Source organism: Polaribacter porphyrae, from assembly GCF_002954685.1.
In the GTDB taxonomy this organism is placed as follows: Bacteria; Bacteroidota; Bacteroidia; order Flavobacteriales; family Flavobacteriaceae; genus Polaribacter; species Polaribacter porphyrae.
The window spans coordinates 377,721-404,133 of record NZ_MSCN01000001.1 but is presented as its reverse complement, the minus strand read 5'-3'; the positions used below and the strand labels follow the sequence as shown (position 1 = coordinate 404,133).

29 protein-coding genes are annotated in these 26,413 nt (G+C 27.4%); 7 read left to right on the top strand and 22 right to left on the bottom strand.

Features of this window, described 5'->3' with window-relative positions; genetic code table 11:
* Positions 1–45: 45 nt before the first annotated feature.
* Together BTO18_RS01845 and BTO18_RS01840 are read left to right on the top strand one after the other, a co-directional pair.
* Positions 46–2,955 (top strand): PEP/pyruvate-binding domain-containing protein, encoded by a 2,910-nt coding sequence (locus BTO18_RS01845; protein WP_170063220.1) that lies wholly within the window; start codon positions 46–48, stop codon positions 2,953–2,955.
* Between the two features lie 2 nt (positions 2,956–2,957).
* A complete protein-coding gene (locus tag BTO18_RS01840; RefSeq protein ID WP_105014587.1) occupies positions 2,958–4,271 on the top strand; it encodes a serine hydrolase in 1,314 nt (437 codons plus the stop codon).
* Here BTO18_RS01840 and BTO18_RS01835 read toward each other — a convergent pair.
* The 3 genes from BTO18_RS01835 to BTO18_RS01825 all read right to left on the bottom strand — a co-directional run bounded on the left by BTO18_RS01835 (position 4,268) and on the right by BTO18_RS01825 (position 8,633).
* Entirely contained in the window at positions 4,268–7,096 is a 2,829-nt protein-coding gene (locus BTO18_RS01835) for an NTP/NDP exchange transporter (RefSeq protein ID WP_105014586.1), read from the bottom strand. The two genes, BTO18_RS01840 and BTO18_RS01835, sit on opposite strands and share 4 nt — an antisense overlap.
* 20 nt (positions 7,097–7,116) lie before the next feature.
* Complete coding sequence (locus tag BTO18_RS01830; protein WP_105014585.1) at positions 7,117–8,049, bottom strand: serine hydrolase; 933 nt, start codon at positions 8,047–8,049, stop codon at positions 7,117–7,119.
* An 89-nt stretch (positions 8,050–8,138) separates the two neighbouring features.
* Positions 8,139–8,633, bottom strand: a complete 495-nt coding sequence (locus tag BTO18_RS01825) for a DinB family protein (RefSeq protein ID WP_105014584.1) — start codon at positions 8,631–8,633, stop codon at positions 8,139–8,141.
* 234 nt (positions 8,634–8,867) lie between these two features.
* On the opposite strand from BTO18_RS01825, the gene BTO18_RS01820 reads away from it, so the two are divergent.
* Positions 8,868–9,722: a hypothetical protein gene (locus tag BTO18_RS01820; protein ID WP_105014583.1), complete on the top strand. Its 855-nt coding sequence runs from the start codon at positions 8,868–8,870 to the stop codon at positions 9,720–9,722.
* 141 nt (positions 9,723–9,863) lie between these two features.
* Here the strand turns inward: BTO18_RS01820 and BTO18_RS01815 are convergent, their stop codons facing one another.
* From BTO18_RS01815 to BTO18_RS17555, 16 genes are all read right to left on the bottom strand, one after another.
* Complete coding sequence (locus BTO18_RS01815) at positions 9,864–10,097, bottom strand: hypothetical protein (RefSeq protein ID WP_105014582.1); 234 nt, start codon at positions 10,095–10,097, stop codon at positions 9,864–9,866.
* Between the two features lie 21 nt (positions 10,098–10,118).
* Positions 10,119–10,580 carry a hypothetical protein gene (locus BTO18_RS01810; RefSeq protein ID WP_211295557.1) on the bottom strand — a complete coding sequence of 154 codons (462 nt, stop codon included), beginning with the start codon at positions 10,578–10,580 and terminating at the stop codon, positions 10,119–10,121.
* A gap of 97 nt (positions 10,581–10,677) precedes the next feature.
* Positions 10,678–11,736, bottom strand: a complete 1,059-nt coding sequence (locus tag BTO18_RS01805; RefSeq protein ID WP_105014580.1) for a type I restriction endonuclease — start codon at positions 11,734–11,736, stop codon at positions 10,678–10,680.
* A gap of 44 nt (positions 11,737–11,780) precedes the next feature.
* Positions 11,781–12,692: a hypothetical protein gene (locus BTO18_RS01800; protein WP_146106872.1), complete on the bottom strand. Its 912-nt coding sequence runs from the start codon at positions 12,690–12,692 to the stop codon at positions 11,781–11,783.
* Between the two features lie 4 nt (positions 12,693–12,696).
* Entirely contained in the window at positions 12,697–13,968 is a 1,272-nt protein-coding gene (locus BTO18_RS01795; RefSeq protein WP_105014578.1) for an ABC-2 transporter permease, read from the bottom strand.
* 2 nt (positions 13,969–13,970) lie between these two features.
* Positions 13,971–14,363 (bottom strand): hypothetical protein, encoded by a 393-nt coding sequence (locus BTO18_RS01790; protein ID WP_105014577.1) that lies wholly within the window; start codon positions 14,361–14,363, stop codon positions 13,971–13,973.
* Complete coding sequence (locus BTO18_RS01785; RefSeq protein ID WP_105014576.1) at positions 14,360–14,614, bottom strand: DUF4236 domain-containing protein; 255 nt, start codon at positions 14,612–14,614, stop codon at positions 14,360–14,362. The genes BTO18_RS01790 and BTO18_RS01785 overlap by 4 nt, the downstream gene beginning before the upstream one ends.
* Before the next feature lie 2 nt (positions 14,615–14,616).
* On the bottom strand, positions 14,617–15,099 hold the full coding sequence (locus BTO18_RS01780) for an SH3 domain-containing protein (RefSeq protein ID WP_146106871.1): 483 nt from the start codon (positions 15,097–15,099) through the stop codon (positions 14,617–14,619).
* 6 nt (positions 15,100–15,105) lie between these two features.
* The gene (locus BTO18_RS17560) at positions 15,106–15,243 is read right to left on the bottom strand and encodes a hypothetical protein (protein ID WP_170063219.1); all 138 of its coding nucleotides are present in this window, start codon (positions 15,241–15,243) and stop codon (positions 15,106–15,108) included.
* A 103-nt stretch (positions 15,244–15,346) separates the two neighbouring features.
* On the bottom strand, positions 15,347–15,826 hold the full coding sequence (locus BTO18_RS17785) for a DUF5763 domain-containing protein (protein ID WP_105014574.1): 480 nt from the start codon (positions 15,824–15,826) through the stop codon (positions 15,347–15,349).
* Positions 15,827–15,892: 66 nt separating this feature from the next.
* Positions 15,893–16,174, bottom strand: coding sequence for a membrane protein insertion efficiency factor YidD (gene yidD / locus BTO18_RS01770; protein WP_105014573.1), 282 nt, complete (start codon positions 16,172–16,174; stop codon positions 15,893–15,895).
* Entirely contained in the window at positions 16,171–16,407 is a 237-nt protein-coding gene (locus BTO18_RS01765; protein ID WP_105014572.1) for a hypothetical protein, read from the bottom strand. The genes yidD and BTO18_RS01765 overlap by 4 nt, the downstream gene beginning before the upstream one ends.
* A gap of 5 nt (positions 16,408–16,412) precedes the next feature.
* Positions 16,413–16,682, bottom strand: coding sequence for a hypothetical protein (locus BTO18_RS01760; RefSeq protein WP_146106870.1), 270 nt, complete (start codon positions 16,680–16,682; stop codon positions 16,413–16,415).
* Positions 16,683–16,780: 98 nt separating this feature from the next.
* The gene (locus BTO18_RS01755; RefSeq protein ID WP_105014570.1) at positions 16,781–17,449 is read right to left on the bottom strand and encodes a response regulator; all 669 of its coding nucleotides are present in this window, start codon (positions 17,447–17,449) and stop codon (positions 16,781–16,783) included.
* Positions 17,450–17,451: 2 nt separating this feature from the next.
* Complete coding sequence (locus BTO18_RS01750; protein WP_105014569.1) at positions 17,452–19,374, bottom strand: tetratricopeptide repeat-containing sensor histidine kinase; 1,923 nt, start codon at positions 19,372–19,374, stop codon at positions 17,452–17,454.
* 31 nt (positions 19,375–19,405) lie between these two features.
* Positions 19,406–19,579: a hypothetical protein gene (locus tag BTO18_RS17555; protein WP_170063218.1), complete on the bottom strand. Its 174-nt coding sequence runs from the start codon at positions 19,577–19,579 to the stop codon at positions 19,406–19,408.
* A 372-nt stretch (positions 19,580–19,951) separates the two neighbouring features.
* Between BTO18_RS17555 and BTO18_RS01745 the strand changes: the two genes are divergently transcribed.
* Complete coding sequence (locus BTO18_RS01745; RefSeq protein ID WP_105014568.1) at positions 19,952–20,719, top strand: hypothetical protein; 768 nt, start codon at positions 19,952–19,954, stop codon at positions 20,717–20,719.
* A gap of 288 nt (positions 20,720–21,007) precedes the next feature.
* Here the strand turns inward: BTO18_RS01745 and ettA are convergent, their stop codons facing one another.
* Together ettA and BTO18_RS01730 are read right to left on the bottom strand one after the other, a co-directional pair.
* The gene (gene ettA / locus BTO18_RS01735) at positions 21,008–22,699 is read right to left on the bottom strand and encodes an energy-dependent translational throttle protein EttA (RefSeq protein ID WP_105014566.1); all 1,692 of its coding nucleotides are present in this window, start codon (positions 22,697–22,699) and stop codon (positions 21,008–21,010) included.
* A 70-nt stretch (positions 22,700–22,769) separates the two neighbouring features.
* On the bottom strand, positions 22,770–22,952 hold the full coding sequence (locus BTO18_RS01730; RefSeq protein ID WP_105014565.1) for a CAL67264 family membrane protein: 183 nt from the start codon (positions 22,950–22,952) through the stop codon (positions 22,770–22,772).
* A 105-nt stretch (positions 22,953–23,057) separates the two neighbouring features.
* On the opposite strand from BTO18_RS01730, the gene BTO18_RS01725 reads away from it, so the two are divergent.
* Positions 23,058–24,032 (top strand): pepsin/retropepsin-like aspartic protease family protein, encoded by a 975-nt coding sequence (locus BTO18_RS01725; protein ID WP_105014564.1) that lies wholly within the window; start codon positions 23,058–23,060, stop codon positions 24,030–24,032.
* Positions 24,029–24,997, top strand: a complete 969-nt coding sequence (locus BTO18_RS01720; RefSeq protein WP_105014563.1) for an early set domain-containing protein — start codon at positions 24,029–24,031, stop codon at positions 24,995–24,997. Before BTO18_RS01725 ends, BTO18_RS01720 begins: the two co-directional genes overlap by 4 nt.
* A gap of 3 nt (positions 24,998–25,000) precedes the next feature.
* On the opposite strand, the gene BTO18_RS01715 is transcribed toward BTO18_RS01720, so the two are convergent.
* Entirely contained in the window at positions 25,001–25,879 is an 879-nt protein-coding gene (locus tag BTO18_RS01715; RefSeq protein ID WP_105014562.1) for a LytR/AlgR family response regulator transcription factor, read from the bottom strand.
* 163 nt (positions 25,880–26,042) lie between these two features.
* Between BTO18_RS01715 and BTO18_RS01710 the strand changes: the two genes are divergently transcribed.
* On the top strand, positions 26,043–26,273 hold the full coding sequence (locus BTO18_RS01710) for a hypothetical protein (RefSeq protein ID WP_105014561.1): 231 nt from the start codon (positions 26,043–26,045) through the stop codon (positions 26,271–26,273).
* Positions 26,274–26,413: the final 140 nt, after the last annotated feature.

Below are 26,413 nucleotides of genomic sequence, written 5' to 3'. Positions count from 1 at the left end.
AATAGAAATTAATCTCATAGTTTTGTAAGAACCAACATTTAAAATATGCAAAAATCTATATTTATATTAATTCTTTTCTCTATAATTTTCATTTCAGAAATCAATAGTCAAAAAAAATCTCCAGCAGAAGTAAAACAACTTGTAAATCTTTATAAAGACGATATTAGAGGTCCCTATTACAGAATAAAATGGTTTTGTAAAGATGGAAGTATTAGAGATTCTAAAGATCCTTGTCCAGATGATATTGGTGGAGGCATTCAACATGCAAGTTTCAAAACATCTGCATTAGAATTGCGTAAAACGAATCACTTGTTTTTCGGAGAAATTTTAGCCAACACAAAAACAAATGAGTTTTTAGACGAATTGAACAATTATAGTCGCTTAAAACAATATCAAATTAATAATTATTTAAAAAGTATTGATGATGGTTGGGTATTAAGAAAAGGACAATATTATAGAGGTGCTGTACAATCTGAAGATGAAGAAGCTTGGGGAAAAGATTTTTTTGAAACCATATTAAAAAATGAAACTTTTTTAAAGCAAAACTATTACTTATTGAGACAAGCATTAAAGGATATTCCTCATAATGGAGATACAAATTTGGGGCAATTGATGCGAAGTGAATCTAAAACTTTGGCAGAAGAAATTCCGAGTTTTATGGACATTAGAATTAAAATCCATGGAAATCCACAAGAAACTGATATTTTTTTAGTAAAAAACTTTATCAATAAAAAGGATGCAGAACTTACGCTTAAAGAAAAGAAAAACCTGCAAAATCTAATTGTTACTATGGAGCAGTTTTATGCGCCTTTAGATTTCAAAAAAATAGACAAAGAAGTTGCTAGTTTACAAGGCAACAATATGGTTATAGAACAATTAAAGAATTTTTCTAAATATTTTAATCAAAATAAATCGCCAAAAAAAATTGTTGAAAATGCTGCTAGTATTCTAGCCAACATCAGAACAAATATTTTAGATTTTAAATCTACAAAAGACAGACTAAAACTTCTTGATATTAGCAATCAACTTGAAAATGTTTTGCTGATTGAAACTCAAAATTGGGAAACACAAACCCTACAAGAAACTGCTAGTAAAATTGAAACACTCTCTTGTGCAGCTTTAGGTAGTGGCTTATTAGAATTTTGGGAATATGACCAAATTGAAAATAAATTTACCAAGTTTGTAAAAAATGACAATAGCACTGTAAAAGAAGTAAACGAATTGCTCAATACCTCTAGAAGTGTTGTGGAATGGAGTGCTTCATTCATTAAAGCCAATTATAATGAAGACGTACTTAAATATACCGAATTTGAGCCATTGGCTTATGGTTTTATAGATGATAGAGTACGTAATAGTATTGCTTTAAGTTTAGGAGAAACCATCAGCAAATTAGGTGCTTTTGTTTCTAAAATTTCTAACATTAAAAACGATGTAATGTCTATAGATAACCAAAGTACAATAAGAGGTTTAAACCCTGGTTATGCTTATGGAAACTTGGTTGTAGTAGATGGAAATCCTGATGACATTGATGTGAATACTGCCAATATTTATATTTTTCAAAATCCGCCTTCAGATTTAAAACCTGTTGCAGGAATTATGACAGTTTCTGAAGGAAATTTGGTTTCTCACGTTCAACTATTGGCAAGGAATTTAGGAATACCAAATGCAGCTTTATCGAGTAAAAATTTATCTGATTTAAAAAAATACGATGGTAAAAAAGTGTTTTTTGCAGTTTCTCACAAAGGTAATGTAATCTTAAAAGACGAGGATGATATGACTGATGAAGAGGAAAAGCTTTTTGAGAAGCAGGAGCGTAGCAAAAATATGATTGAAGTACCTATTAAAGATATACGTTTAGATGTTACAAAAGTGATAAATATGCGTGAGGTAAATGCAACAGATTCTGGAAAATTATGTGGCCCAAAAGCTGCAAATTTAGGAGAATTAAAAAATCTTTTTCCAGACCAAGTTGTAGAAGGTTTAATTATTCCTTTTGGGGTTTTTAGAAAACACATGAACTTACCAATGCCAAATGAAAACAAAACTTATTGGCAATATTTAAACGATACTTTTATTGAAGCCAAAAACAAGAAAAAATATGGTATTTCTGATGAAATGATAGAGCGTTATTTAGTACAATCTCTAAAAAAGTTACACACAGCTATTTTAGATATTCAACTAAATAAAGATTTTATTGTTGATTTGAAAGACAATTTCAAATCTATTTTTAAGGATGATATTGGAAGAGTACCTGTTTTTTTAAGAAGTGACACAAATATGGAAGATTTGAAAGAATTTACTGGAGCTGGATTAAATTTGACACTTTTTAACATTAAAAAAGAAAACGAAATTTTGGAAGGAGTAAAACGTGTTTGGGCTTCTGCATATACAGAACGTAGTTTTAAATGGAGACAAAAATACTTATTGAATCCAGAAAACGTATATCCATCAATTTTAATTATACCAAGTGTAGATGTAGATTACTCTGGAGTGATGATTACCAAAGGAATTAATGCTGGTACAGATGAAGATTTAACTGTTGCTTTTTCTAGAGGAGCAGGTGGTGCTGTTGATGGGCAATCTGCAGAAACTAGACTCATAACAAAAAATAACGATTACTTATTAGCACCAGCAAGACAAGCTGATTATATAAGATTACCAGATTATGGAGGTACAAAAAAATATTATACTTCTTTTGATAAAGAAATTTTAAACAAAAATAATATCAAAGATATTAGAGAATTGGCATCAACTGTTAGAAAAAAAATAGGTGCAAAAGCAGATGATAAAAATCAGGCATTTGATGTAGAATTTGGTTTTAAAGATGATAAACTTTGGCTATTTCAAATAAGACCTTTTGTAGAAAACAAACAAGCCAAAAGTTCTGATTATTTGAATGCCATTACTCCAAAAGTAGAAAGTAACAAACAAATAAATATTACCGAAAAAATTTAAACATGAAAAAAACATACATTGTATTAATTGCCTGTATTACAATTTCATTAGGCTTTATGAGATATCCTATTGATGGTTATGAATATTCTGGCATCAAAAGATTGTATCAAATACGACAGTTTCAAAAAGATAGTGTAAAATACAACAGAATTCCTGCTGGTGCTTATAAAAAATGGAGCGATATCAAACTAAATTTGTTAAGTAAAAAAACAGACAGTGTAAACGATTTGTTAATTACTGATGCAAATTTTGATCGAAAAATAAAGCGAATTACTCCTGGAGGAAATTATTCTTTAGCAGTAATGGATATGAGTAATCCTGATAATTTACGTTATGCAGAACACAGAGAAAATGTAGGCTATCAACCAGGAAGTGTTGGTAAAATAGCAGTTCTTCTAGCCGTTTTTGATCAGCTTGCAAAGCTTTGTCCAGATTCTTATGAAGAACGAGTGAGGTATTTAAAAAATATAAAAGTAAGCAGTAGGTATTGGGGTTTAGGAGATCATCATACTATACCTATTTACGATATTGAAAAAGACAATCTTATCAAAAGACAGGTAATTGCTAGTGATGAATTTTCACTTTTTGAATGGTTAGATCACATGGTTTCTGTGAGTAACAATGGTGCTGCAAGTATTATGTACAGAGAAGCAATGCTTATGGCTGCTTTTGGTCAAGAATATTTCTTTTTAGATGAAGAAAAAGCAGAAACCTACTTTAAAGAAACTCCAAAAGATTCTTTAACAAATTTAGCACACACAGTTGTAAATCAACCTTTAAGAGATTTAGGTATTAAAGAAAATGAATGGAAATTGGGTGGCTTATTTACAAGACCTCCAGGAAAATATGTAGGTAGAAAAGGTGGTAGTATTGGAACTCCAAAAGGATTAATGAAATTTTTGGTAAAACTAGAACAAGGTAAAGTTGTTGATGAAAAATCGAGTTTAGAAATGAAGCGTTTGCTATACATCACAGACAGGCGAATTCGTTATGCAAAATCGCCAAGATTAGATGATGCTGCTGTGTATTTTAAATCTGGTAGTTACTATAAATGTGATAGAAATAAAGATCCAAATTGTGCAAGTTATGCAGGTAATGTATTCAATTATATGAATTCTGTTATTATAGTTGAACACGATGATGGTATAAAATATATTGCATGTTTAATGAGTAATGTGTTAAATAAAAACTCTGCAGGTGCACATATGTATTTGGCTAGTAAAATTGATGATGTAGTAAACGAAACAGCAAATTTAAACAAGCCAGAAATTAAAGAAGAAAAATATATAAATGACAAAGACGAATCAGACAATTAGTCTCTAATTTTTAAAAGTTGAATATAAGTATCGTATGCAAGTTGTTTTACATTTTTGTTACGATACTTTTTTAATGGTAATAATGCTGGTATAAAAGCTCTATCTTTTACAATACTTATGTAAGTTACTGCCAGAAATCTTAAATTACTTCCACTTATAGACATCAATCTAACTAAATATTCTATCTCTGATAAGAGTGTTAATTTTATAACTGAAGAACTAAAATGATTTTCATCTACAATTACATGTTCCAAAATTGGTAATACACTTCCTTTTACAGAAGTATCTATTAGATTTTCTAAAAGCTCTAAAGCATTTATTTTTGCTTCTTTAATATCACTTTTTATAGCTTTATAAGCAATTTGAATATCTTCTTCATTATACAACAAGCCCAACAAATTGAATAAAATTATAAAAGATTTATTGAGTTCTTTTTCTAAAGCATCACTTAAATCTTTTCTAGCTTTGTATTTTAATTGATTTGGAGCATCTTTTTGATCTAACAAATCTTTGTTGATACTGTGCTGTAATGAACCTAAAATCTCTAAAATAGCCTTGTAATAAACACATTCTGCCAAAATTCGTTTTTTACTTACCCTATTAGAAATTGTTAAATCTAAATTTTTAAGCTTTAGTTTTCTTAAAGATTTAGAAGCCTCTAACCTACTTGTTGTGTTTTTACTTTTTAAAATTCTTGATAAAATTTTTAGTGCATTTTCATTTTGAAATTCAGCAACAATTTTTGGAATCTGTTTTTTAATGGTTGAGTTTAATTTGTCTTGCTGCTCTAATTCCAACAAAATATCAATAATTATTGGACCATAATTTCTTAATGCTTTAACAGCTCTTCTTATATGTTTTTTTATGGTTAAAAGACCTAACAAATCATCTATAAAAAGTTTATTGGAAGTAATCCCTGCAGCAATAGTTGCAAATTTGACAACATACGATTTTTGATGATGCAAGTGTTCTGAAATAAAACCATAGTGCGCTGTCATTCTGGAATAGGCAATACTTAATAATAAACCTGCAATGATTTCTTTTCTAATAGTGTAATTACTAGAGGTATAACGTTCTATTTTAGTTTCTAAACGATTCTTTAAATTATAATACCCAGCTAGCTTTTGATTGTTTTGACTATATTTTGCCAAAGCCAAAAGCGCACCATTTGCAATATAATTATCTGTATGATCTAAATATTGATTAAAAAATGATTTTTCATTTCTTGAAGAATGTTCTAAAATATATTCCAAAGCTACATAAACCAATATATCATCTTTTACGTACACCAATTTTTCTACTTTTTCAATAATAAAGTTATCATCAAAAGCATCTAAATAATCTAGAGCAGCCACTTTTATTTTATTGGAAGGATGATCTAAAAGTTGAATAATAGGCTGTTGAAGTATTTTTAAAGTATAACCTTTTAAACGATCAAATAAATTTAAAATAGCTTCCTCATCTCCATTTTCTAATATGTTTTTAAGGTCTAATAGATTATCCTCTTTTTTCTTTTCTTTTTTATCTTCTGATGCAAAAATGAGTGTTTTTTGAATATTTTTTTTAAAAGATTCAAAATATGCCTCTCTTAATTTGTAGATGAGAACAATCCAAATAAATACGAAAAAGATAACAATTACAGTTATATAGGCAGTATCTAAATTTAATTTTTTAATCAAAAATATCAACATAAAACCAGCCAAACCTGTTGCTATACTATCTACAGCAACATCAATATAAGATTTTGCCTGGTTTTTAATAAGTGCAGGAATTGGCATTATAGAAAGTTCTATTGCAGATTTGTTTAAACTCTGTTTAAAACTACCATCAATCCCTTTAATAATTATCAATACCCATAATTCTGGGAAGGTCAAAAATAGTAAACTGCCCAAACCAATAGTTAAGGGTAAAATTAATAATGTGGAAGAAACACCTAATCTACCAACAATTTTGTTGGTTAAAAAAAGTTGAATTACTAAAGCAATTACATTAAAGGTAGAAAACCAAAAACCAAAAAAAGCAACCAAGTCATCTGAATCTGGTATAGATTTATTAGCAAAATCACTAAACTGAAAATCAACCAATTTTGCAACAATAACACTAATACCAATGATTAAAGCTAAATAACTTAAATGTTTGGATTTAAAAATCATTTTTAAAGAAGAACTTTCTAATTTATCTTGATTGGCTATAACTTGTTTTCTTTTAAATCGATTTAAAAAACGGATTCTTAATTTATAAACTTTTCTTAAAATTGGGATACACAATAGTAGTAAAAATGATGCTATAAAGATGACGTATTCCTTACCAAAACTACCTGCAATAATACTGGTTAAATATCCTCCAAAAATACCACCTGCAATAGCTCCTGCACCTATAAAGCCAAATATTCTTTTGGCTTCTCTTGCATTGAAAACCATGTTTGCAAAAATCCAAAATTGTGATGTGGCTACTACTGCAAATAGCGAAACAAATACGTAATAAAAATATAAAATGTATTTATTTGAAATATGGTAATTTAATAATATTGCTAATACAAAAAACACAGCACTAAATACTATTAATGAAAGTACAGTGACTTTTACTAAAGAGAATTTACGTATAGCTTTACTGTAATAATAGGAAGTTATAACAGCTATTAAGGCAACCAATAAATAACCATAAGGTAATTTATCTGCTCCTAGTTTAGAAACAAATAAAGCATTTACAGACGGCTTTACAATTAATAAAACTGTAATTATAATAAAGATATATAACTGCATAAAAAAAGAGATGAAGATTTCTCCATCTCTTAATCCTAAAGTTTTATGTATTAACTTTCTCAATTTTTATAAGCCTTTTTAGACTACAAAGAACGTGATTTTTTCAATACCTTTTCAAGTGGTCTTACCAAATCTCTAATGGTTTGTTCTCCATAATCATAGTCTATTAAGGCTACAATAATATATTTCCTATCAGGTCCCCAAACCAAGGCAGAATCTGAATGATAGTTTCTCCAAGAACCAGATTTTCTATAAACATCTGCTTTTGGCGCAACTTTATCTAAAGTATTTACAAATTTGTGATGCAAGTCTGGCTTTTTCATAATGTCCAACATTTCTTTAGAACGTTCTGTACTAATAAGGTTACCTAAAGCTAGTTGATAGTAAAAACTACAAACCTGTCTTGTAGTAGCTGCGTGACTTAATCCTTTAATCGGATCTGGATACTTTTTACCTGCAGCTGCATAACGTTTTCCTACCCAAAGTCCACCACCAACTTCTTCATCATACAGTTTATGTTTAGGAGCTCTTAAAACTTCTTCAATTTTCTTGTAACCCACTCTATCTATCATTCTTGTTGATGCTCTGTTATTGGATTTACTAATCATTAAACGTAAATCTTTTTTAACCTTTTCTGTATATTCCAGTTGTCCTTTATCAATAGCATCCATTGCTGCCAATAAAATGGCTATTTTAGGTAAACTTGCAGCATACATCATAAAATTGTCATTCATCCCTGCATATCTAAATTTAGTGGTATCACTTAAATCTACAATCCCAATAGACATTTGTCTTCCTTTAATTAATCTTCTCCAAGTTTTGTTAGAGTTTATTTCTTTTTCTAATATACTTTGCAAATAAGGGTCTTCAATTTCTTTAATGGGCTGTATTTGCCTTTCTAAAGTTAATGGAAGTTTATCTTTTTGATATTGAATACTTGTTTGTCCTATTACAAATAACGCAACAAACGAGAGTATAAAGGTTAATAATATTTTCTTGTTTTTTATAAAATTCATAATTTTTTGTCTTAATTCGTAATTCTATATAAGATACAAAATAAATGCCAAAAAACAAAATTTGTTTGTTAAGAATATTTAAAAAAAACCTAGTAATTACTTACTTTTTTGGGTGTTGTTGGGTTAAAACCAAAATCAGCATTAGGAAGCTCAATATCTAGTTGCTGAATAATATATCCAATACTAGCATAGTGATGAATTGTGTGAGAATTTGTCTGCATTAAAATTGCTCCTAATGTAGTGGTTGCTGTTTCTTTTCCTAAACCCAAATCGTCCGTAATTAAAATTTGAGACGTTAAATCATCTGAAGATAATTCTCTCAATTTATCTAGAATGGATTCAAAATAAGCAATTCCTTCTTTACATTTTAATTCTACACATTCGTTTCTTTCTCTATTTGTAAAATCGATATTTCCATTTTCTAACCCCTTAAAAACACAAGAAAACATATCTAAAATATGTCTTGTATGGCAACCTATACTTGAAAAATAAGGAGGAATAGTTACGTCTGAATACTCTTTGTCTGCGATTGTATTTAATAACTTGATTCCTCTATGCAAATTTTTCTCAATGGCGTTAATCATCTATTCTATTTTATTTGAAAGTCGCATAAATATAAATAAAATTACTTGCTGGATTTACAAAATAAAAAAAAATTTATTCTTGATTTTAATCATTTAAAAATCAACAAAATAGAACATTTTTAAAAGGATTAAAAAGTAATAAAAATTTTTTGGCACGCTGTTTGAAATTATCCTAAACAAATGCGGAAGTCGAAAAGCAATTAGAGTAGACAAAAACCCTTAAAACCATATATTATGAAAAAAGGTGTACTTATTTTATTAGGAATGTTCATGATGGTTTCTACTGTTGAAGCCAAAAAAGGCGAAAAACGATTAAACAGATTTGGGGTTAATTATTACTCTTATAATAATGCTGTAAATTTCTTTGAACGCGGAATTGAATTCTTTGTTTTTACCAATGGTGATTTTGATTTTGATACAAGTTTTACCAATAGAGGAGTAAGAATAAATAGAGATTTTAGGGGAAGAATTAGAAGTGTAGGTAATGTTTTTATTAACTATGATAGAAGAGGAAATGTTACTAGAATTGGGAATATTTTTATAAGATATCGTAGAGGAGTACTTACTAATGTTGGAGATTTAAGAGTACGATATGACAGATGGGATAATCCTATTTTTTATGGTAATGTAAGAGATTTCTATTATCATAATGGTGTGCGTTTCAATATTAATTTCGGGGATGTTTGCGATTACAATGATGCTTACTTTTTCAGAAATGATTTTAGAAGAAATTATACTCAATTTAGAGAGGATAGAAACTTTTATTATTACAGAGCCAACCCAAATGCAAGAATTGGTAAACGTAGCACAATTATAAAAAGGAGAAAGGCTAATGTAGTAAGAAATAATGATAGAAATGTTAGAAATACAACTAGAAATACTTATAGAAAATCGAACAGTAATGGTGTAAACTCTAGAAGAAATGTTGATACAAATTCTAGAAGAAAAGTTGTGAGTAAAAAGTCAGATACTAAAACAAAAGAAAGAGTGTCTACAAAAAGAAATACAAGAAGTTCTTATAGAAAATCTGATGTAAATAAATCTAAAGATAAAAATGTAAAAAGAGGCTCTAGAACTAGAAGAAATTAAGTTATTCGTGTATATAACTTATGTTTAGGGGTAAACAAAACCTCACCTTTGGGTGAGGTTTTTCCTATTTAGAATTGAGTGTTAGCTATATATCTAATTATTTTATTTTAAGGCATCCCAACCAAATTTTTATTTAATTTTTCATTTTTTTATACTCTCTTCTTTTTCTAATTTACATTTGGTTCTACCTACATTTTCTGCTTTCTTTTTTGTAATCTTTTTGATTTTAGATTTGCATTTTTTTAAGCCTCTACATTCTTTTTTTAAGTGATAGGTTTTACTAGATTTGGTCATACAGATAAAGACTTCTTTTTCTTTTTTTTGAAATGCTGTTAGTAGAAAAATGATAAGTAATGTTGGTAGTAGTTTTTTCATAGTTTATAAATTTCAATAAATTTATTCTTTACTTTTTAATTCTTCAATTTTATTTTTAGCTTCATTAAAATTAGATTCAATTTTATTAAAATCTTTTATATACAATGTTTTATCAGAACCGTATTTTTCAAGCTTTAAATAACAAGTAGCTTTTCCTTTATTCACAAAATAACCTAACTGAAAACCATCTTCTGTAATAAATTTATTTTCTAAATAATCAGGATTTTTTTTAATATCAGTATCTACTTGACCTTTTAATATTTTAAAAGCTTTGATTACTTCTAGCAAATCTGAATATTCTATAGAAGCAGTTGAGCTTCCATATTTTCCAGGCTTTTCAATTTGATAAAAATAAGCTATTAATTCCCCACTACTTAATTTTCTTATTCTAGTTTTCGCATTAGAATAAGATGTTTTTAAATTATTCAATTTAGTATCAGTAAATTTAGTAATAACTCCTGTTTTTGAAGCAAAAGTTTCCATTTTAGTTTTAAATATCTGTAATTCACTTTTCTTATTTTGGGAAAAATTGGAAAATACTGATAGCATTAAAAATAGTTGTAGTACTTTTTTCGTACTTCTAAATATTTGGTTCATAATAATTTATTGTTTGTAAAAGTTGTTCTTCATATTTATAAATATCATCAATTGTATCAATGGCTATTTTGGTTTCATTCTTATTTTCATCAAAAACCGCTAAATATTTGTTGCTTGTATTTAAATACAATCTGCAAAGTGGTTTTCTATTATTATCATCTAGAAGAATTCCAAAATAAGACTGCGTATCTCTTTGTGATATTCTTTCAACTGATAAATTCCTTCTTAAAATAGCTACTACTATTCTAAAGCCATCTTTCTCTTCATCTGTAGTAATAATTTTATTTTCTTCGGGTTTTTCTTCAACAATTTCTTCTTGTTGTTTTTCTGACTCTTTATTTAATGCAGCATTTAATCTATCATTTACTTTTTCGCTAATAATTTGGTTTAATGCTTTATGAACAAGAACTATAAATTCGTCCATAACTTTTTCTGTTAATCTACCTGAATACACTTTGCTGGCAAATAATCTTGAAAATTCAAAAGAAGGTTTTGTAAGTTCTTCTGACAAACATTTTTTTATTTCCTTGGTATATTTTAGTGAACTTGCATTATCTACAATTTTATCTACATCAAAATTTGATTTATGAAATTTTAATATTTCGTGAATTGTATTATCCTTTACTTTAGTGATATCAAACTCTAAAAATGGTTTTTCGTCCATTTTATTTGGTTGTTCTAAATCTGTGTAAAATCGATATTGAATTCCGTTTGTTAGCAAAGAAAATCGAGTTTTAGTTACGTGAAAATATCTAAACAATTGCGAATTGTGTAGATTTAAATCTTGCTGCCAATGTTTACATTCTATGATTAAAATTGGCAAATCGTTTTGAAAAATTGCATAATCTACTTTCTCTCCTTTTTTTAAGCCCAAATCAGCAGTAAATTCAGGTACAACTTCTGTAGGATTAAAAGAATCATAGCCTAAAGCATTTATAAATGGAAGTACAAAAGCATGTTTTGTAGATTCTTCTGTGGTTATTTTATCTTTAAGTAAGTCAATTTTTTCTGCAATTGCTTTTAATTTATTTTGAAATTCCATTGATTTTAACTTTTTAAAACTTTTTATACATTTTTACATTTTATTTATTTCGCCAAAATAAAATCTTTAATAATTTTATCCATGTTGGAAGGCAAACCAGCACTTTTAATATTATATTTAATCACTTTCATAGACTTAAACCAATTACTCCAGTACTTAACTATTACATCTTGTTCATAAGAATTTTTCTTATCTGGATTAATTCCTAAAACCAGTATTTCTAAACTTTCTAAATGATCAGTAGCAGGAATAAAACCATATTTTTCTTTCTCAATTTTTTCTTCCCAGTTGCTACTATTCAATCTAAATTTTCTGATAATTTGAGGCGTTAAATAGCTTGTATAATTATCCTCTTTTATTTGGGTGTTTTTATGAAATATATAACCATCTGTTAAAATCACTAAAATATTTCTATGATCATCTTCAATACAAAAATCTTTAATTTTATTTTTGAAAAAACGCCAAGTATCTGAACCTACATATGAATTATCTTTAATAGCTAAATCATAAATTTCAATAGGTTTTTTTGTATAAGTTTCTTTAATGTTATCTAATAATTCTAGATTTATATTATCTTTATATACGTTGTATTTTAACTGATTAGAAATTTTATTAATATTTTCATTTAGAGGAGCAGGATCAAAAAATAATTGAATTTTGTCGTTCATTTGTCTTACTCTTTTATTTCTTAAGTGCGTATCAAAAGCTTCTGAAACAGATTTAATATATGCGATATCTCTTTGGTAAAACTCCATAGATTCATTTGGGTATTTTTGCGGGTTAATTCTATCAGAAAGGTCTAATAGAAAACTTATATTTAAATTTTGTGTGCTAGTATTTTTTGAAGTAATTACGCTATTCTTATTATCTACATCTTTTTTATTAATTGAATCTTTTGCACATGAGAAGAATAGAATCAAAATAAAAAGAGGAAATATTGTTTTTGTTTTTTTCATCATTTTAACTTTTTGAGAATACAAGTTGTTGAAAATCAATATCTACTAATTTCAATTCACTTAAATGTTTTTGAGCTACTTCTTCACATTTATCTCTTACTTCGTCTAATTGCTTTTGTGGAAATTTTAACTCTGAATTTATGGCTTGATACCATCCTTCTTTGTATTGATAATGATAATGCAGGTATTCTTTTACAGGAAAGATAAAACCATCTATTTTTGATTGTAATTCAGTAATATCTCCTTTAATAGAAGTGATTTCGTGTTTGATAGTTTCTAAATTAGTTATTAATTTTTCCTTGTTTAGAAGTGTGTTTTTAATTTCTTCTTTTCTGGCATTGATAAAAGCTTTTATTTTGTCCACATTTTCGTGCTCTTTCATTACAAAATCAAATACCAAACCCCAAATAATATAAACGATGAATCCAGCAAAAATAATTCCCCAAAAATTCACACTTTGTAATGCAGTTGAAGGGGAAAAACTTTCTCCTAAAACTCTTTCAAAATCAAAAATTTTCTTTTCGATTAAATAGGCTAAAATGACATCGAATAAAAAAGTTAGAATAAATAAACCTGCTAATTTTAGGTAAGATGAAACACCTTTCGTTTTTTGAAACATATGAACCAAATAGCCTAAACCCATAAATACAAAAGGAATTGTACCTACAAAAACAGCTTCTAACCAACCATCTGAAATAGCATTACTTAAAGCATTTGGAGCAAATATCGCAGCTGTTAAACTACTGGTTTCAAAATCTTTAAAAAATGCTGAATAAGATGCAGACACATAAAAAACAAAAAGATAGATTGTTATTGGCAATAATAAAATTAACCCAATATAAAACTGTGCTTTTGGTCTTCTGTCAGCGTCAATTCCATACGTTTCAGGGTTTTGTTTGATGTCTATCATTTGAAATCTCAAATCATCTATTTTTTTTTGACTCGTTTCTTTTTGGTCTTCATAAATAGATAATGCAGTTTCTCTTTTCTTTAATTCAGTTCTCTTTTTTTCTTGTTGCTCTAAATAAGGTTGTTTTAAAATTTGTTGTTCATTTAACTGTTTTCTACAAAGATTTTCAAAACTATTGTACAAATTTTGAAGTCCAACACCAAAAGTTACAGGATTTCCAGAAGCTTTTATAGAAGCTCCATAACCTGTTTGATAATACGTGATTCTTATTTGCTCTCTTGCTTCTTCTGTATCCTCAACAATTTCTTTTTGCGGGTTTATATCAGGATTATTTTTTAGTTTAAATAAATTCTTAATAGCTTCCATATTTATGAGTTTATGCTTTTAATAATTTCTTCTTTACTGATACTTTTTTTAGCGGCATCTAATAAATAATCTGCTAATTGCGTGATATTTTCATCTAAAAACTCAAATTTCTTACAGTATTTTTTAAGAGTTGTGTATTCATCTTCAGTTACTTCTTTATCAGCCCAAATCATAACTGCTAAATCATACAAGTATTCAATTCTTAATTCCAAAGAGGCTGGGATTGAAGAATCGTGAGAAGGATTTAATAGAATTTCGTTGAGTTGTTCTTTCGATATTTCTCTTTCTTCTGCAAATTTGTAAAGCATTTGCATTTCTAAAACATCAAAATTATCGTCAGCAAATGCCATTTGATATAATCTTAAAAAATGACTTTTTAGTTCGGTTGAAATCATAGTTGTTTGATTAGTATGAATATTGAAATACTGGAAGTAATTAGTAATAAGACGATTCCTAAACATCCACCTCTAGAAGATTTAGAAAATGTTTTTCTGTAGGTTAATCCTGGAATTCCTGTTCTTACAGAAAAACCTTTTGAACCAATAGTTCCTCTTTTGGTTTTTAAGCTAGATGAAATACCAGATTTACTGATATTTAACCCAAAACCTTTTCCTAATTTTATTCTTTTTTGATATCTGAACCCCATAATTAATATAGGTATTTACCATAAACATAGCCAATTAAGCCAGTTTTTTTGACCTTAACTTTTATCCAATTTTTAGTTTTATCTAAATAAATAAGTGCTGCATCTTTTTTTAAACGCTCTAAAATTTTAGACTTACTATTTGGTTCTTTTCTCAAGTTTAAAGTTTCTATAGAAACATATAAAGTATTTCCCTTTTTTAATTTGTAAGCTATTTTGCTAAAACTCGTAGATTTCTTTTTTGAATAATTATTTCTGTAAACTTTATTACTTACTGAACTACATACTCCACAAGAACCTCCATTTTTTGAACAATGCTTGCACCCAGAACAATTTTTACAAGCTGTACAATAACTTGAACCTGTGCATCTACCCAGTTCTGTGCAACAAGAAGCTATTAACTCTTTCTTTTTTGTTTCTTGTGAAAGTAAATCAATACTAAAAAAAAATATTAATACACATAACAATTTTAATGATAAATCTTTCATAATCAATTATTTTGGTGGTGTTCTCCTATGCTTTCTTACAGGAACTGTTTTTGGTCCTGGCTTTGGAGTATTTGGATTTTTTCTAGGAGTAGGAGAAGGCTTTGATCTTCTGTGAGGTTCAACTGGAACTGTTTTTGTTGCCATAATTTCGCTTTTTAATTAATTTCATTTCAAATGTAAAACCTCTAAAAAACAAAAGCTTACGGAAATCCGTAAGCTGAAAATATTAAACCTAAAATGCGAGAATTTATTTATGCTGATAACAATGTCCACCACCTTTTACTTTTCGTCTACAAAATTTACCCGATTTTGTTTTTGCACCACAAAGTGTAGTTGTCTTTTTTGAAGAAGAACTTTTTCTACTATTTTCTTTTTTATCTTGACTTGTATGCTGATAACAATAGCCATTTGCAATTTTCGTAAAGTGTTTGCATCTTGATCCTTTTTTGGTAGTTCCTTTACATCTTACTGATTTGGATTTGCCAACAGCTTTGTTAGTAAAATTAAAAGTATTTACTAAATCTTCTACTCTTGGTGGTTTACAAATTTTACAGGGACTTAAATGGTGTTTAGAAATATCAGTCTTTCCTAATAATTTCTTGGAAACATTTTCTACCATTCTACAAGAAGCTAAATGATACTTTTTACCAGAAGGTGTTTTGTAAACGTTTTGAGAGCTAATTTGAAAACTAAAAAGAATAAAAAAAATTAAAATGTATTTTTTCATAGACGATTATAAATTACTAAATTATTTATAAAACAAAACCTTACGAAAATTCGTAAGGTTTGTCGATTATTTTAATAATCTTTCTGCAATTTCTTTTTCATCAATTACATCTTTATTTGGTAAAATCATATATTTTCTTTTATCTACTGGATTTGTGAACAATTCAAATCCATGCTTGCAATTATTAATTCTAAATTTTAATGCCTTTAAACCTGAATAAAAACCCTCATTATATGTTTTCTCATATACATAATGAGAACAAGACTTTCTAAAAATACAACTCGCTGATTTATTTTTAGACTTTAAAAACCAATAAAGCTTTATAAACTTTATTAAAACTATTTTCAATTTTGTTTGCTAAAAACAATCATTTGCCTAGAAGCCATATAACCAGGTTTTGCGCCCAAACCAAAACATCCTGCATCTGGCTGAATAAAAGTTTCTACACTTTCTAATCTCACATACAACCAACCTTGATTAGAGTGATGTTTAATCATATCTTCTAATTGTTGCGCAACTTCTGTAGAATTTTCTTTATTCCTGTTTATTGATGGCACAAATGGTATTACTTTATATTCCATAATTTTTATATACTAACAAATTCAGTTGCTTTGACAACTATTCCTTTTTCTAATGTAACATTACAATTTCTACATACAGACTTTAAATCACTCATAGCTTGATTTGATGATTTTTTTGAATGCCAAAGTGTTGTATTTGGTAAATAATAAATTTTAGTTTCTCCTTTGAAATTAAAATGATCTAGATAACCAAGTTCTTGTAACCCTTCTTTAACATCATTGTGTTTATTCTTTATATCATATGATAATAATATATTTCCAACAGTTGTTCCCATAATTTTTAATTTTAAATTATACTTCAAAACTAAAACCATAAAACAAAAAAAGATTACGTATTTCCGTAATCTAAATAATTAATATTAAAAATTAGGTTTTATATCAAACCTAAATCTTTAGCAATAGCAACCAAATGAGTAGGGTTATTGGCATTAAAATGTTCTTTTAAAAACTTTAATCTTTTTTCTATTGAACTTTTTCCTGAAGGTTTTATTCCCTTTTCTATAAATAATTTTGGTAAATCATCTTGCAAAATACCATTAGAAAGATGCTTGATGATATTAACATCATATTCTGTAATTTCAATTGCTTTTTTTGGATGAATAGCACTTTTTAAATCTTGAGTAATATAAAAATCGTCTGTTTTATAAATTGTATGAATTGCTTTTTTTAGTTCTATTTGAGCATTTCTGTTTTTCCAAACATACGCATTTACCCTTAAGTTTTTATACAAATTTTGAATTCTAAAAGGTTTATCTTCTATAGAAAAAATAATGATTTTTAGATTTGGGAACGCTCCTCTTACTTGCTTTACTAATCCTTCTCCAGATTTTATTTTTTGTGGAATATGATCTTCAATAAAAGACAAATCAGAAATTAGTAAATCAAAAGGTTTATGCTCTAAAACACCTTTTTTTAAATGTAAAAGTACTTCATCACAATAAGAAACGTGTTTTATTTCAGAGAAATTTAATTCATCTAAAGTAGCTTTTAGCCCACTATTTATAATATCTACATCTTCTGCAATGAGTACTCTTTTAAACATTTTTATTTTTTAAAACGAATCTTTATTTTCAATCCTTTGTTAGTTACTGATTCAAAATTAAGCGTTCCTCCAAAAGGTTTTATACGGGTTTCCATATTTGTAAGTCCGTTTTTTAAAACAACTTCATTATTTTTAAACCCAACACCATTATCAGCATAATTAATCTCTAAAAATTTGCCTTCTTTTTTACAAGAAATAACAACCAAATTAGCTTTACTATGTTTTTTTAAATTTACTAGTAATTCATTAAATACTCTGTACAACATTCTTTGTTGCTCTTTTTTTAAGAAATTCAATTCTAAAGCTGATATATCTTTCAAAATAATTTTACAATCTTCAGAATGGTAACTTTCTATTAACTGATTTAAAGTTTTTTCAAAATCTTTACCTGTTACTATTTCATCATTTTCGTGAGAAATAGCTCTTGTTTGTAAGTATATTTTATCCAAGTCATTTACAATTTCTGTGTTACTGTAAGTGGTGTTTTGGACTTTGGTAATTACATTAAAAATATCATTACCTAATTCGTCGTGTAATTTTTTTGCTATTCTAGTTTCGGTAAGATACTTCTCTTCTAAAACTTTTTTCTTCTGTATTTGTTTTCTTCTATAAAGTGAGAACGACAAAATTGAAATAGATATAATTGCAATAATCAAAATGTTTTTCTTTTGATTATTTTCTTGTTCAGCAATCAATTTATTTTCGGTTGCTAATGTTTTAAACTTTAATTTCTTTTTTTCTTCCTCTTCGTAATCATATTTAATCTTCGCAAACTTATATTGTCTTTTGGTATTTTCTTGCTGTAAAGAATCTCTTAAACAAATACTTTCTTTATAATATTTGATTGATTTTTCTGGAGTTTGAAGTTTTACAATTTTATCAATAGATTCTAATAAACTATTTACAGCTTTTTCATTTTTAGCAGCTTGATACATTTTTTTAATATAAAGCAAAGATTTATTTTTATTTCTTTTCTCAAAAAATTCAGCTAAATGAGAGTAACTTGCTATTAAACCATAATTATCATTATTCTTTAATTTAAGAGAATTTGCAAAAAATAAATCTTTTAAAACTTTTTTGTTTCGGTTTTGTAACCATTTAGTATAGGCTAAATTATCTAAAACTCTAGCTCTTGTTTTTTTATTGATTTTTGAGTTTTTTAATAACTCTTCAAAAAGTAAAATTGATTTTTGATATTGTTGCTTATCTTTATATAAAATTGCTAAATTATTTTTATACTTAATTTTTGAATTTTCATTATCAGAAATAATAAAAGCTTTCTTATAATAGGTTATAGCATCATCAAATAAAAAACGCTTTTTAGAATTTATAGCTAAACAATTGTAAGCAGATGAAGTTGTCCTATTTCTTTTTCCATTAATGAATTTTATAGCTTCTACAGCAGTAGAATCACTAATAGAATAACTCCCAAAATTAGATTCAATAATAGCTATATTTAATAAACTTCTCCCAACTTGTATGCTATCACTATCTTTTAAAAAAGAAATTTTTGACTGATTAAAATAATAGAATGCACTATCTGATTGACTTTTCTTATTGAAATAACCACCTAACTTGTAATAAACCTTACCTTTATAACCGTAATTCTTTTTTACTATATTTTGATTTAGCATTTTTTTAGCAAAAATAATTGAGCTATCAATTTTATTTAGTTTCCCATACAAATAACTGATATTGTTTAGCACTAAATACCTAATTGTATCATTTACATTTTTTTGTCCTAGAATTTCTTTAGAAAAGTTAAGTCTATTAGAAAAATCAGTTTTTTTACTGACTGATTTTTGATATAGTTCTTTTAATTTTTCATCTTTAACGGATGCATTATTATTTGATGACTTATCTTTACAAGACACAAAAAAAATAACAATCAAAAAAAAGAGGAATGTAACTTTAATTTGTTTCATTCCTCTAAATTACTATAAATATTTAAAAACTCTATCCTCCATTTGCTGGATCTTCTTCCTCATCTGGATCTTGCTCTTCTTCTCCATCTGTTGCTTGAATTTCGATACTTTCAGATTTATTATCAAAATCTTCATCTAAATCTGTACAAGATGTAAACACTCCGTTTGCAAGTAAAATTGCGAATACTAAAAATATTTTTTTCATTATATTCTCTTTTAAAAATTAAACAATAGTGTTGCTATCCGAATTTGTAATTCAGCTTATCTGTTGTTCACAACACATTAAAATTTAAAAGAGTCGCGCGCCTCTTTTGTGGGAAGTTGTAGCATAAAATAGCTTTGTAGAGTTGTTTTCCCAATTCAAAAAAACGCCACTATTTTATACTGTTTTTTAGAAGTTATTCTCTCTTTGTTTTTTTTGAGAATTAATTCTGATGCAAATATCAAATAGAATCTTTTATTTCTTGTGGACAGATATTGAACAACTTTTGGAAAGTTTTGTCTATGAATAGATTAGACAACTTTGTCTAATATTTGTCTAAATAATTTTACCTTTGTTTAGCTTAAAGGAAAGTATATGATTGAGAAGTTATTTGTAGATTTATTTGAAAAAATTAAACGTGAAGAAGGTGCTAATAATAAAAATGCGATAGCAGTATTTTTTGTGAACACAATTCTAGAAAATTATGGAAAATCGAGATATATAAGCGAAAAGAAAACGAGTAGATATTACGAAAAATATATAGAAAACAAACCTAATGTTAGTGTTGGGAATCCTGATGAAACTCTAAAAGAAATTATATCAAAATATTTAGGTTATCAAGATTATAGACATTTTATTATCAACTTTAATAATGAAGTATTAGAAAATAGAAACAATGCATCATCAATAACATCTTCTGAAGTTAAAGAAAATTTTAAAGAGCAAAAAAAGGGATTAAATGTTAATAATAAATCTACTCTAGTTTTAAAAATAGCTTCAATACTTTTAATTTCTATAATTGGGCTTTTTGGTCTCAATTATTATTTTACAGATGATAATTGTATCATTTGGAAAGAAAATCATTACGAAACTACTTCTTGTAAAACTAAAAATTCATTAGATAATAAAATCAATACTATAAATATTGAGCAATTCAAAAAAATAGAGGTTGATGATAAAACTGCTTTTTTCAAAAATGGAAACCCTATTATTTGGTATGGGAAATCTCCAAAAGGAAAAATTGAGTTTTTCACACAAAGAGGTAAACATCCAGAAACTTTGAATGAATTAAAACCAATCACAGAAGGCATTATTAATAAATATGTTTACACTAACAATGAGGATAAAACTATTTTAGAATAAGTTTTCTATAAAAAAACTATGGATATAAACGTAATTCAGTTTGTTACCTTGTAAGCCTCCTAAAAACGTTAAAAAGACTCTTTCAGAGTGACAAACTGAATGGAAAATAAAAGTAAAATAAATAATTATTTTGTCATTCAGAACGAGGCACGAAGTGAAGAATCTCAAAGTAAAAAAACGAAATTCTTCAGACATATTTATCAGAAAAATTTCAACATTAACAAATATATAAAAGAAAAAAAAGCAACTAAAAATTTAGCTGCTTTTGTCTTTTTTAAATTGATAAAATTATCGAATCAACTTTTTATATTTAATACGTTTTGGCATTAAATCTCCACCCAAACGTTTTTTCTTATTTTCTTCATAATCAGAAAAAGAACCTTCAAAGAAATATACTTGGCTATCGCCTTCAAAAGCTAAAATGTGCGTACAGACTCTGTCTAAAAACCATCTATCGTGACTAATTACCACTGCACAACCTGCAAAATTTTCTAAACCTTCTTCTAAAGCCCTTAAGGTGTTTACATCCAAATCGTTTGTTGGTTCATCTAATAAAAGAACATTTCCTTCTTCCTTAAGCGTCATTGCCAAATGCAAACGGTTTCTCTCTCCACCTGATAAAGTTGAAACTTTCTTATTTTGCTCACTTCCTGAAAAATTAAATCGACTTAAATAGGCTCTAGAATTTACTTGCTTTCCTCCCATTAGTACCAAATCTTGTCCATCAGAAAAATTTTCCCAAATCGATTTATCAGGACTAATATCTGAATGTGCTTGATCTACATAAGCCAATTTTGCTGTATCTCCTACTTTAAAACTTCCTTTATCAGCAGTTTCTTCGCCCATAATCATTTTAAAAATGGTCGTTTTTCCTGCTCCATTTGGCCCAATAATTCCAACAATTCCTGCTTGAGGCAAATTGAATTCTAAATTTTCATACAATAATTTATTTCCATAAGCTTTAGAAACACCAGTTGCTTCAATTACATTGGTTCCTAATCTTGGTCCATTAGGAATATAAATTTCTAATTTTTCATCAACTTGTTTTTGATCTTGACTCATCAATTTGTCATAATTCTTCAAACGTGCTTTCTGCTTGGTTTGACGACCTTTTGCTCCTTGACGAACCCACTCTAACTCACGTTCTAAAGTTTTCTGACGTTTACTAGCTGTTTTGCTTTCTTGCGCCATTCTTTGCGATTTTTGATCTAACCAAGAAGAGTAATTTCCTTTCCAAGGTATACCTTCTCCTCTATCTAATTCTAAAATCCAACCTGCAACATTATCCAAGAAATATCTATCGTGAGTAACAGCTATTACTGTTCCTTTATATTGTGCTAAATGATGCTCTAACCAATGTACAGATTCTGCATCTAAATGGTTTGTTGGCTCATCTAATAATAAAATTTCTGGTTCTTGTAATAGCAATCTACACAAAGCCACACGTCTTTTTTCTCCTCCAGAAAGTACACCTATTTTTTTATCAGAATCTGGTGTACGTAAAGCATCCATCGCAATTTCTAACTTTGTGTCTAACTCCCAAGCATTTGCTGCATCAATTTTGTCTTGCAGTTCTGCTTGTTGATTCATTAACTTTTCCATTTTATCTGCATCAGAATAGACTTCTTCCAAACCAAACATATCGTTGATTTTGTTGTATTCATCTAAAATGGCAACTGTTTCTGCAACACCTTCTTTTACAACCTCCATTACGGTTTTTTCTGGATCTAATTGTGGCTCTTGTTCTAAATAACCAACGTTGTAACCTGATGAAAAAGTAACATCTCCTTGAAAATTCTTTTCAACTCCTGCAATAATTTTTAATAATGTTGATTTTCCTGATCCATTTAAACCAAGAATTCCAATTTTTGCTCCATAAAAAAAGCTTAAATAAATATCTTTTAAAACCTGTTTTCCTGTAGATTGATAGGTTTTAGAAACCTTATTCATTGAAAAAATGACTTTCTTATCGTCTGACATTTTATATAATTTATTTTTTGTTTAAATTTAATTTGTTTTCTATTCTCTTATACAAAAGTTAAAGATGAAACTAAACCCTACCTTTTAATGCATTAAATACCCATGCAATACAGAAGAAACCAATGCCTACAGTTGCGAAACCCCAACCAGCAACATCATCATATCTATATGCACCCATTAAAATTAAAATTACACCCATTGTTATCATTAAAAAAGTAGCCCATCCTAAAACGGTATTTTTGTTCATTGCCATATTTTGTAAATTTGTGAAAAGCAAATATCGATAAATTATTTTGTTTATCTTAACATTTTATAACCTTGAGTGTAACAATGTATTAGTTTTCAACGTCTATATATTATGACCAAAATACTTTCTTTATTTTTCTGTCTATTGTTTAGCCAGATAATATTAGCCGATAATACAGAAATTCGATTATTTTCCGAAATTCCTATTTATTTTTCTCATGCTGAAAAAATCAATGAATTTACAACTAGAATTCCTTTTAAGTTAGTTGATAGATTAATTGTAATTGAAGGGGAATTGAACGATAAAAAAGGGAATTTTATCATTGATACAGGTTCTGAAACTTTAATTTTAAATAAGACTTACTTTAGAATATATAGTTTTAATTATCAAAAAAGTGGGGAAACATCTGGAATTCTAAAAGATGTAAACCCCATTGAAAAAACAATAAGTAAACTAACTTTTGACAATTTAAACCTAAAAAATAAAAAATCTGATATTATAAATCTTTCTCATATAGAGAAAAGCAAAAAAATAAAATTACTAGGTATTATTGGTTATGATATTTTAAAAGATTACGAAGTTTTTGTTGATTTGTATCTGAATCAAATCACGCTAACAAAAACAGATCATAAAGGTAATAAACTTGGTGAAAAAAATTATTTAGAAAGAATTGTTGATACAGTAGATTTTAAATTAAAAAAACACACAATAGTACTTAAAGCTTTTGTAAATAAAGAAAAAGTTACTTTTGGTTTAGATACTGGTGCAGAGTTTAATCAAATAAATTCTAGAATTAATAAAAAGGTTTTAAAATATTTTTATCCAAAGAAAAGAGTAAAGTTAACAGGGGCAAGTTCTAAACAAATTGAAGTTTTATATGGAACTTTGCATAGAGTTAAGCTTAATAATAAGAATTATTTTGGACCAATGAAAACTATTTTAACCAACTTAAATAATATGAACAAAGCCTTTGGCACAAAGTTAGATGGTATTTTAGGGCATGACTTTTTTGCACAAAAAAGAGTTATTATTAATTATAAGAAAGAACAATTGTATTTTATCAAATACCCAATAATCAGAGATTGAGAAAAAAGATTTCACATATCATAATTTTTGCACTATTATTTATTTCTCTCACAGGGTTTTCACAAGAAAACGTAATTAAGGGATATAAAATTGAAGGTGATTATATTGTTTTTACTTTTGATAAAAGAGATTATAATAAAGCTACACATCATAAAACTGAAGAACGTTTAGATTTTAATGATTTTGACATTGATAAGGTAGTAGTTGCTGGTAATTTTAATAACTGGTCTCGTAAACGTTGGAAAATGAAAAAAGTTGATGAAAATATTTACCAACTTAAAAAAAAGGTTTCAGATTTTAATGAGGATTTTAATTGGGAATTTAAATTTGTTGTAAACAATAATTTTTGGGCTGAACCTACAGAAAATCCTATTAATACAACTCCTGCAAAAAATTGGTTTGGAGCCTATCTAAATACATATAATTTAAGAATTTTACCAGCTTATATTTCTGAAAACGGGAATGCTAAATTCTTTTTAAAAGGCTTTGATAATGCAAAAGAAGTAATTTTAAGTGGCTCTTTTAATAGATGGAATGAGCATCTATATAAGATGCAAAAAACTAAAAATGGTTGGAAATTAAATCTGCAATTAAGTCCAAATTATTATGAATACAAGTTCATTGTAGATGGCAAATGGATTGAAGATCCTGATAACCCTAATAAAACTGAAAATGAGTTTTATGAATATAATTCTGTAATTAACATCAAAAAAAAAGTTACTTTTTTATTGGAGCATTTTAAAAATGCTGAAGAAGTAATTTTAGCTGGTTCTTTTAACAATTGGAATGAAGAAGAGTATAAAATGACAAAAACAGAACATGGTTGGAAATTTACCACGAAACTTTCTGGAGGCAAACATCACTACAAATTCATAGTTGATGGCAATTGGGAGTTAGACCCACACAACCCGATAAAAGAATTTGATGATAATGGTCACATCAATTCTGTTAAAATGGTAAAGTAAATCTTATCTTTCTAACCAAACTCGAAATTCTGGTGTTCTACTATTTGTAGTAAACAAAGTTTCTTCAGTATTATTTAAATGAACTTCTACTCTATTTTTAATGTAAGAACTGTATTTTTTGATATAATTAAAGTTTACAATTTCACTTCTACTAATTTGAAAAAAAACTTTTTTATCTAATTCTGAATATATTTTACTCAATCTTTCGTTTATGATATGTTTTCTATTTGTATTATCAACTGCAACTACAAAATCCCCATTTGCCTGAAAATATTGAATATCTTCAATTCGTAACAAGAAAAATCCATCTCTCTTTTTAATAGAAAACGTAGTTCTTTTTTCTGGTTGATGTTCTACAAATTCATTAACAGAAATATTTGCTAAACTCAACTGTAAGTTAGCATTTTCAAACTTTAATTGATTAATAACTGACTGGTTTTTTATACAATCTTTAGCAAACCTATATAAAAATGAATATAGAATTGTAGAGTAAATAAGCATACTCAAAACTCCAAAAATGATACTATTTTCTCCGAAAAATTCTTGCTGAAAAATCGCAAATGAAAAGTCAGATTCTGATAGATAGATGCTAAAAATAAATGACCTCATAACTTCGAAACCAACAAATAATGAAAAGGAAATCGCTAAATACAAGTGCCATTTTTTCTTGTTTAAAAATTTAGGAATTAACCAAAATACATTACTAAAAAATAGTATCGGAACTGCTAATGCAATATGTGGTGCTACTGATAAAGGTAAAAATTCGTTCGATATCCAAGATTGAGTCCATTCTACATTAATACTTGCAAAAAACAAAGTCCAAAATAAAAGATGAATCCAAAATTCTAATTTTAAAATCATCGATTTAAAAAAAGTTGACATAGATATTGGTTTTAATAACTTACTACAAAGTAAACGATTGAAAACTATTTATGTAACAATTTCAACTAGTTTTTATACCCAATTCAACTTTTAATTAACCTTTTTGAATTGAAAGAAACACTTCTTAAGTTACAGTATATAAAGCTTTTCGTCTTATTTATATATGAAAAAAATCATTGCACAAGTTTTTGTTTGTTGTACAGTTGTAGTGTCTCATTCTATGATGGATGCATTTCCAACTTTTCAAAAATTATCTAAAAAGAAAATTTGCGAGATAGAAACTGACAGCATTCTAGCCTCTGAAAAATTTAAAAAGTTCACTAATCATTTAAGTAAAGAGGAAAAAGAAGAGCTGTTGCAGCTAAAAGAATTACAAGTAGAATTTTGTGATTGATAACCTACAAATCTATCTGCAATAAAAATGATTTTTTTAGAATTAAGCTTGTCATTTCAAACGCAATGAAATGGAATTAAGAAATCTAAAGAATTTTAGTTTTTAGATTTCTAAAAAAGGTCGAAATGACAGATATATCA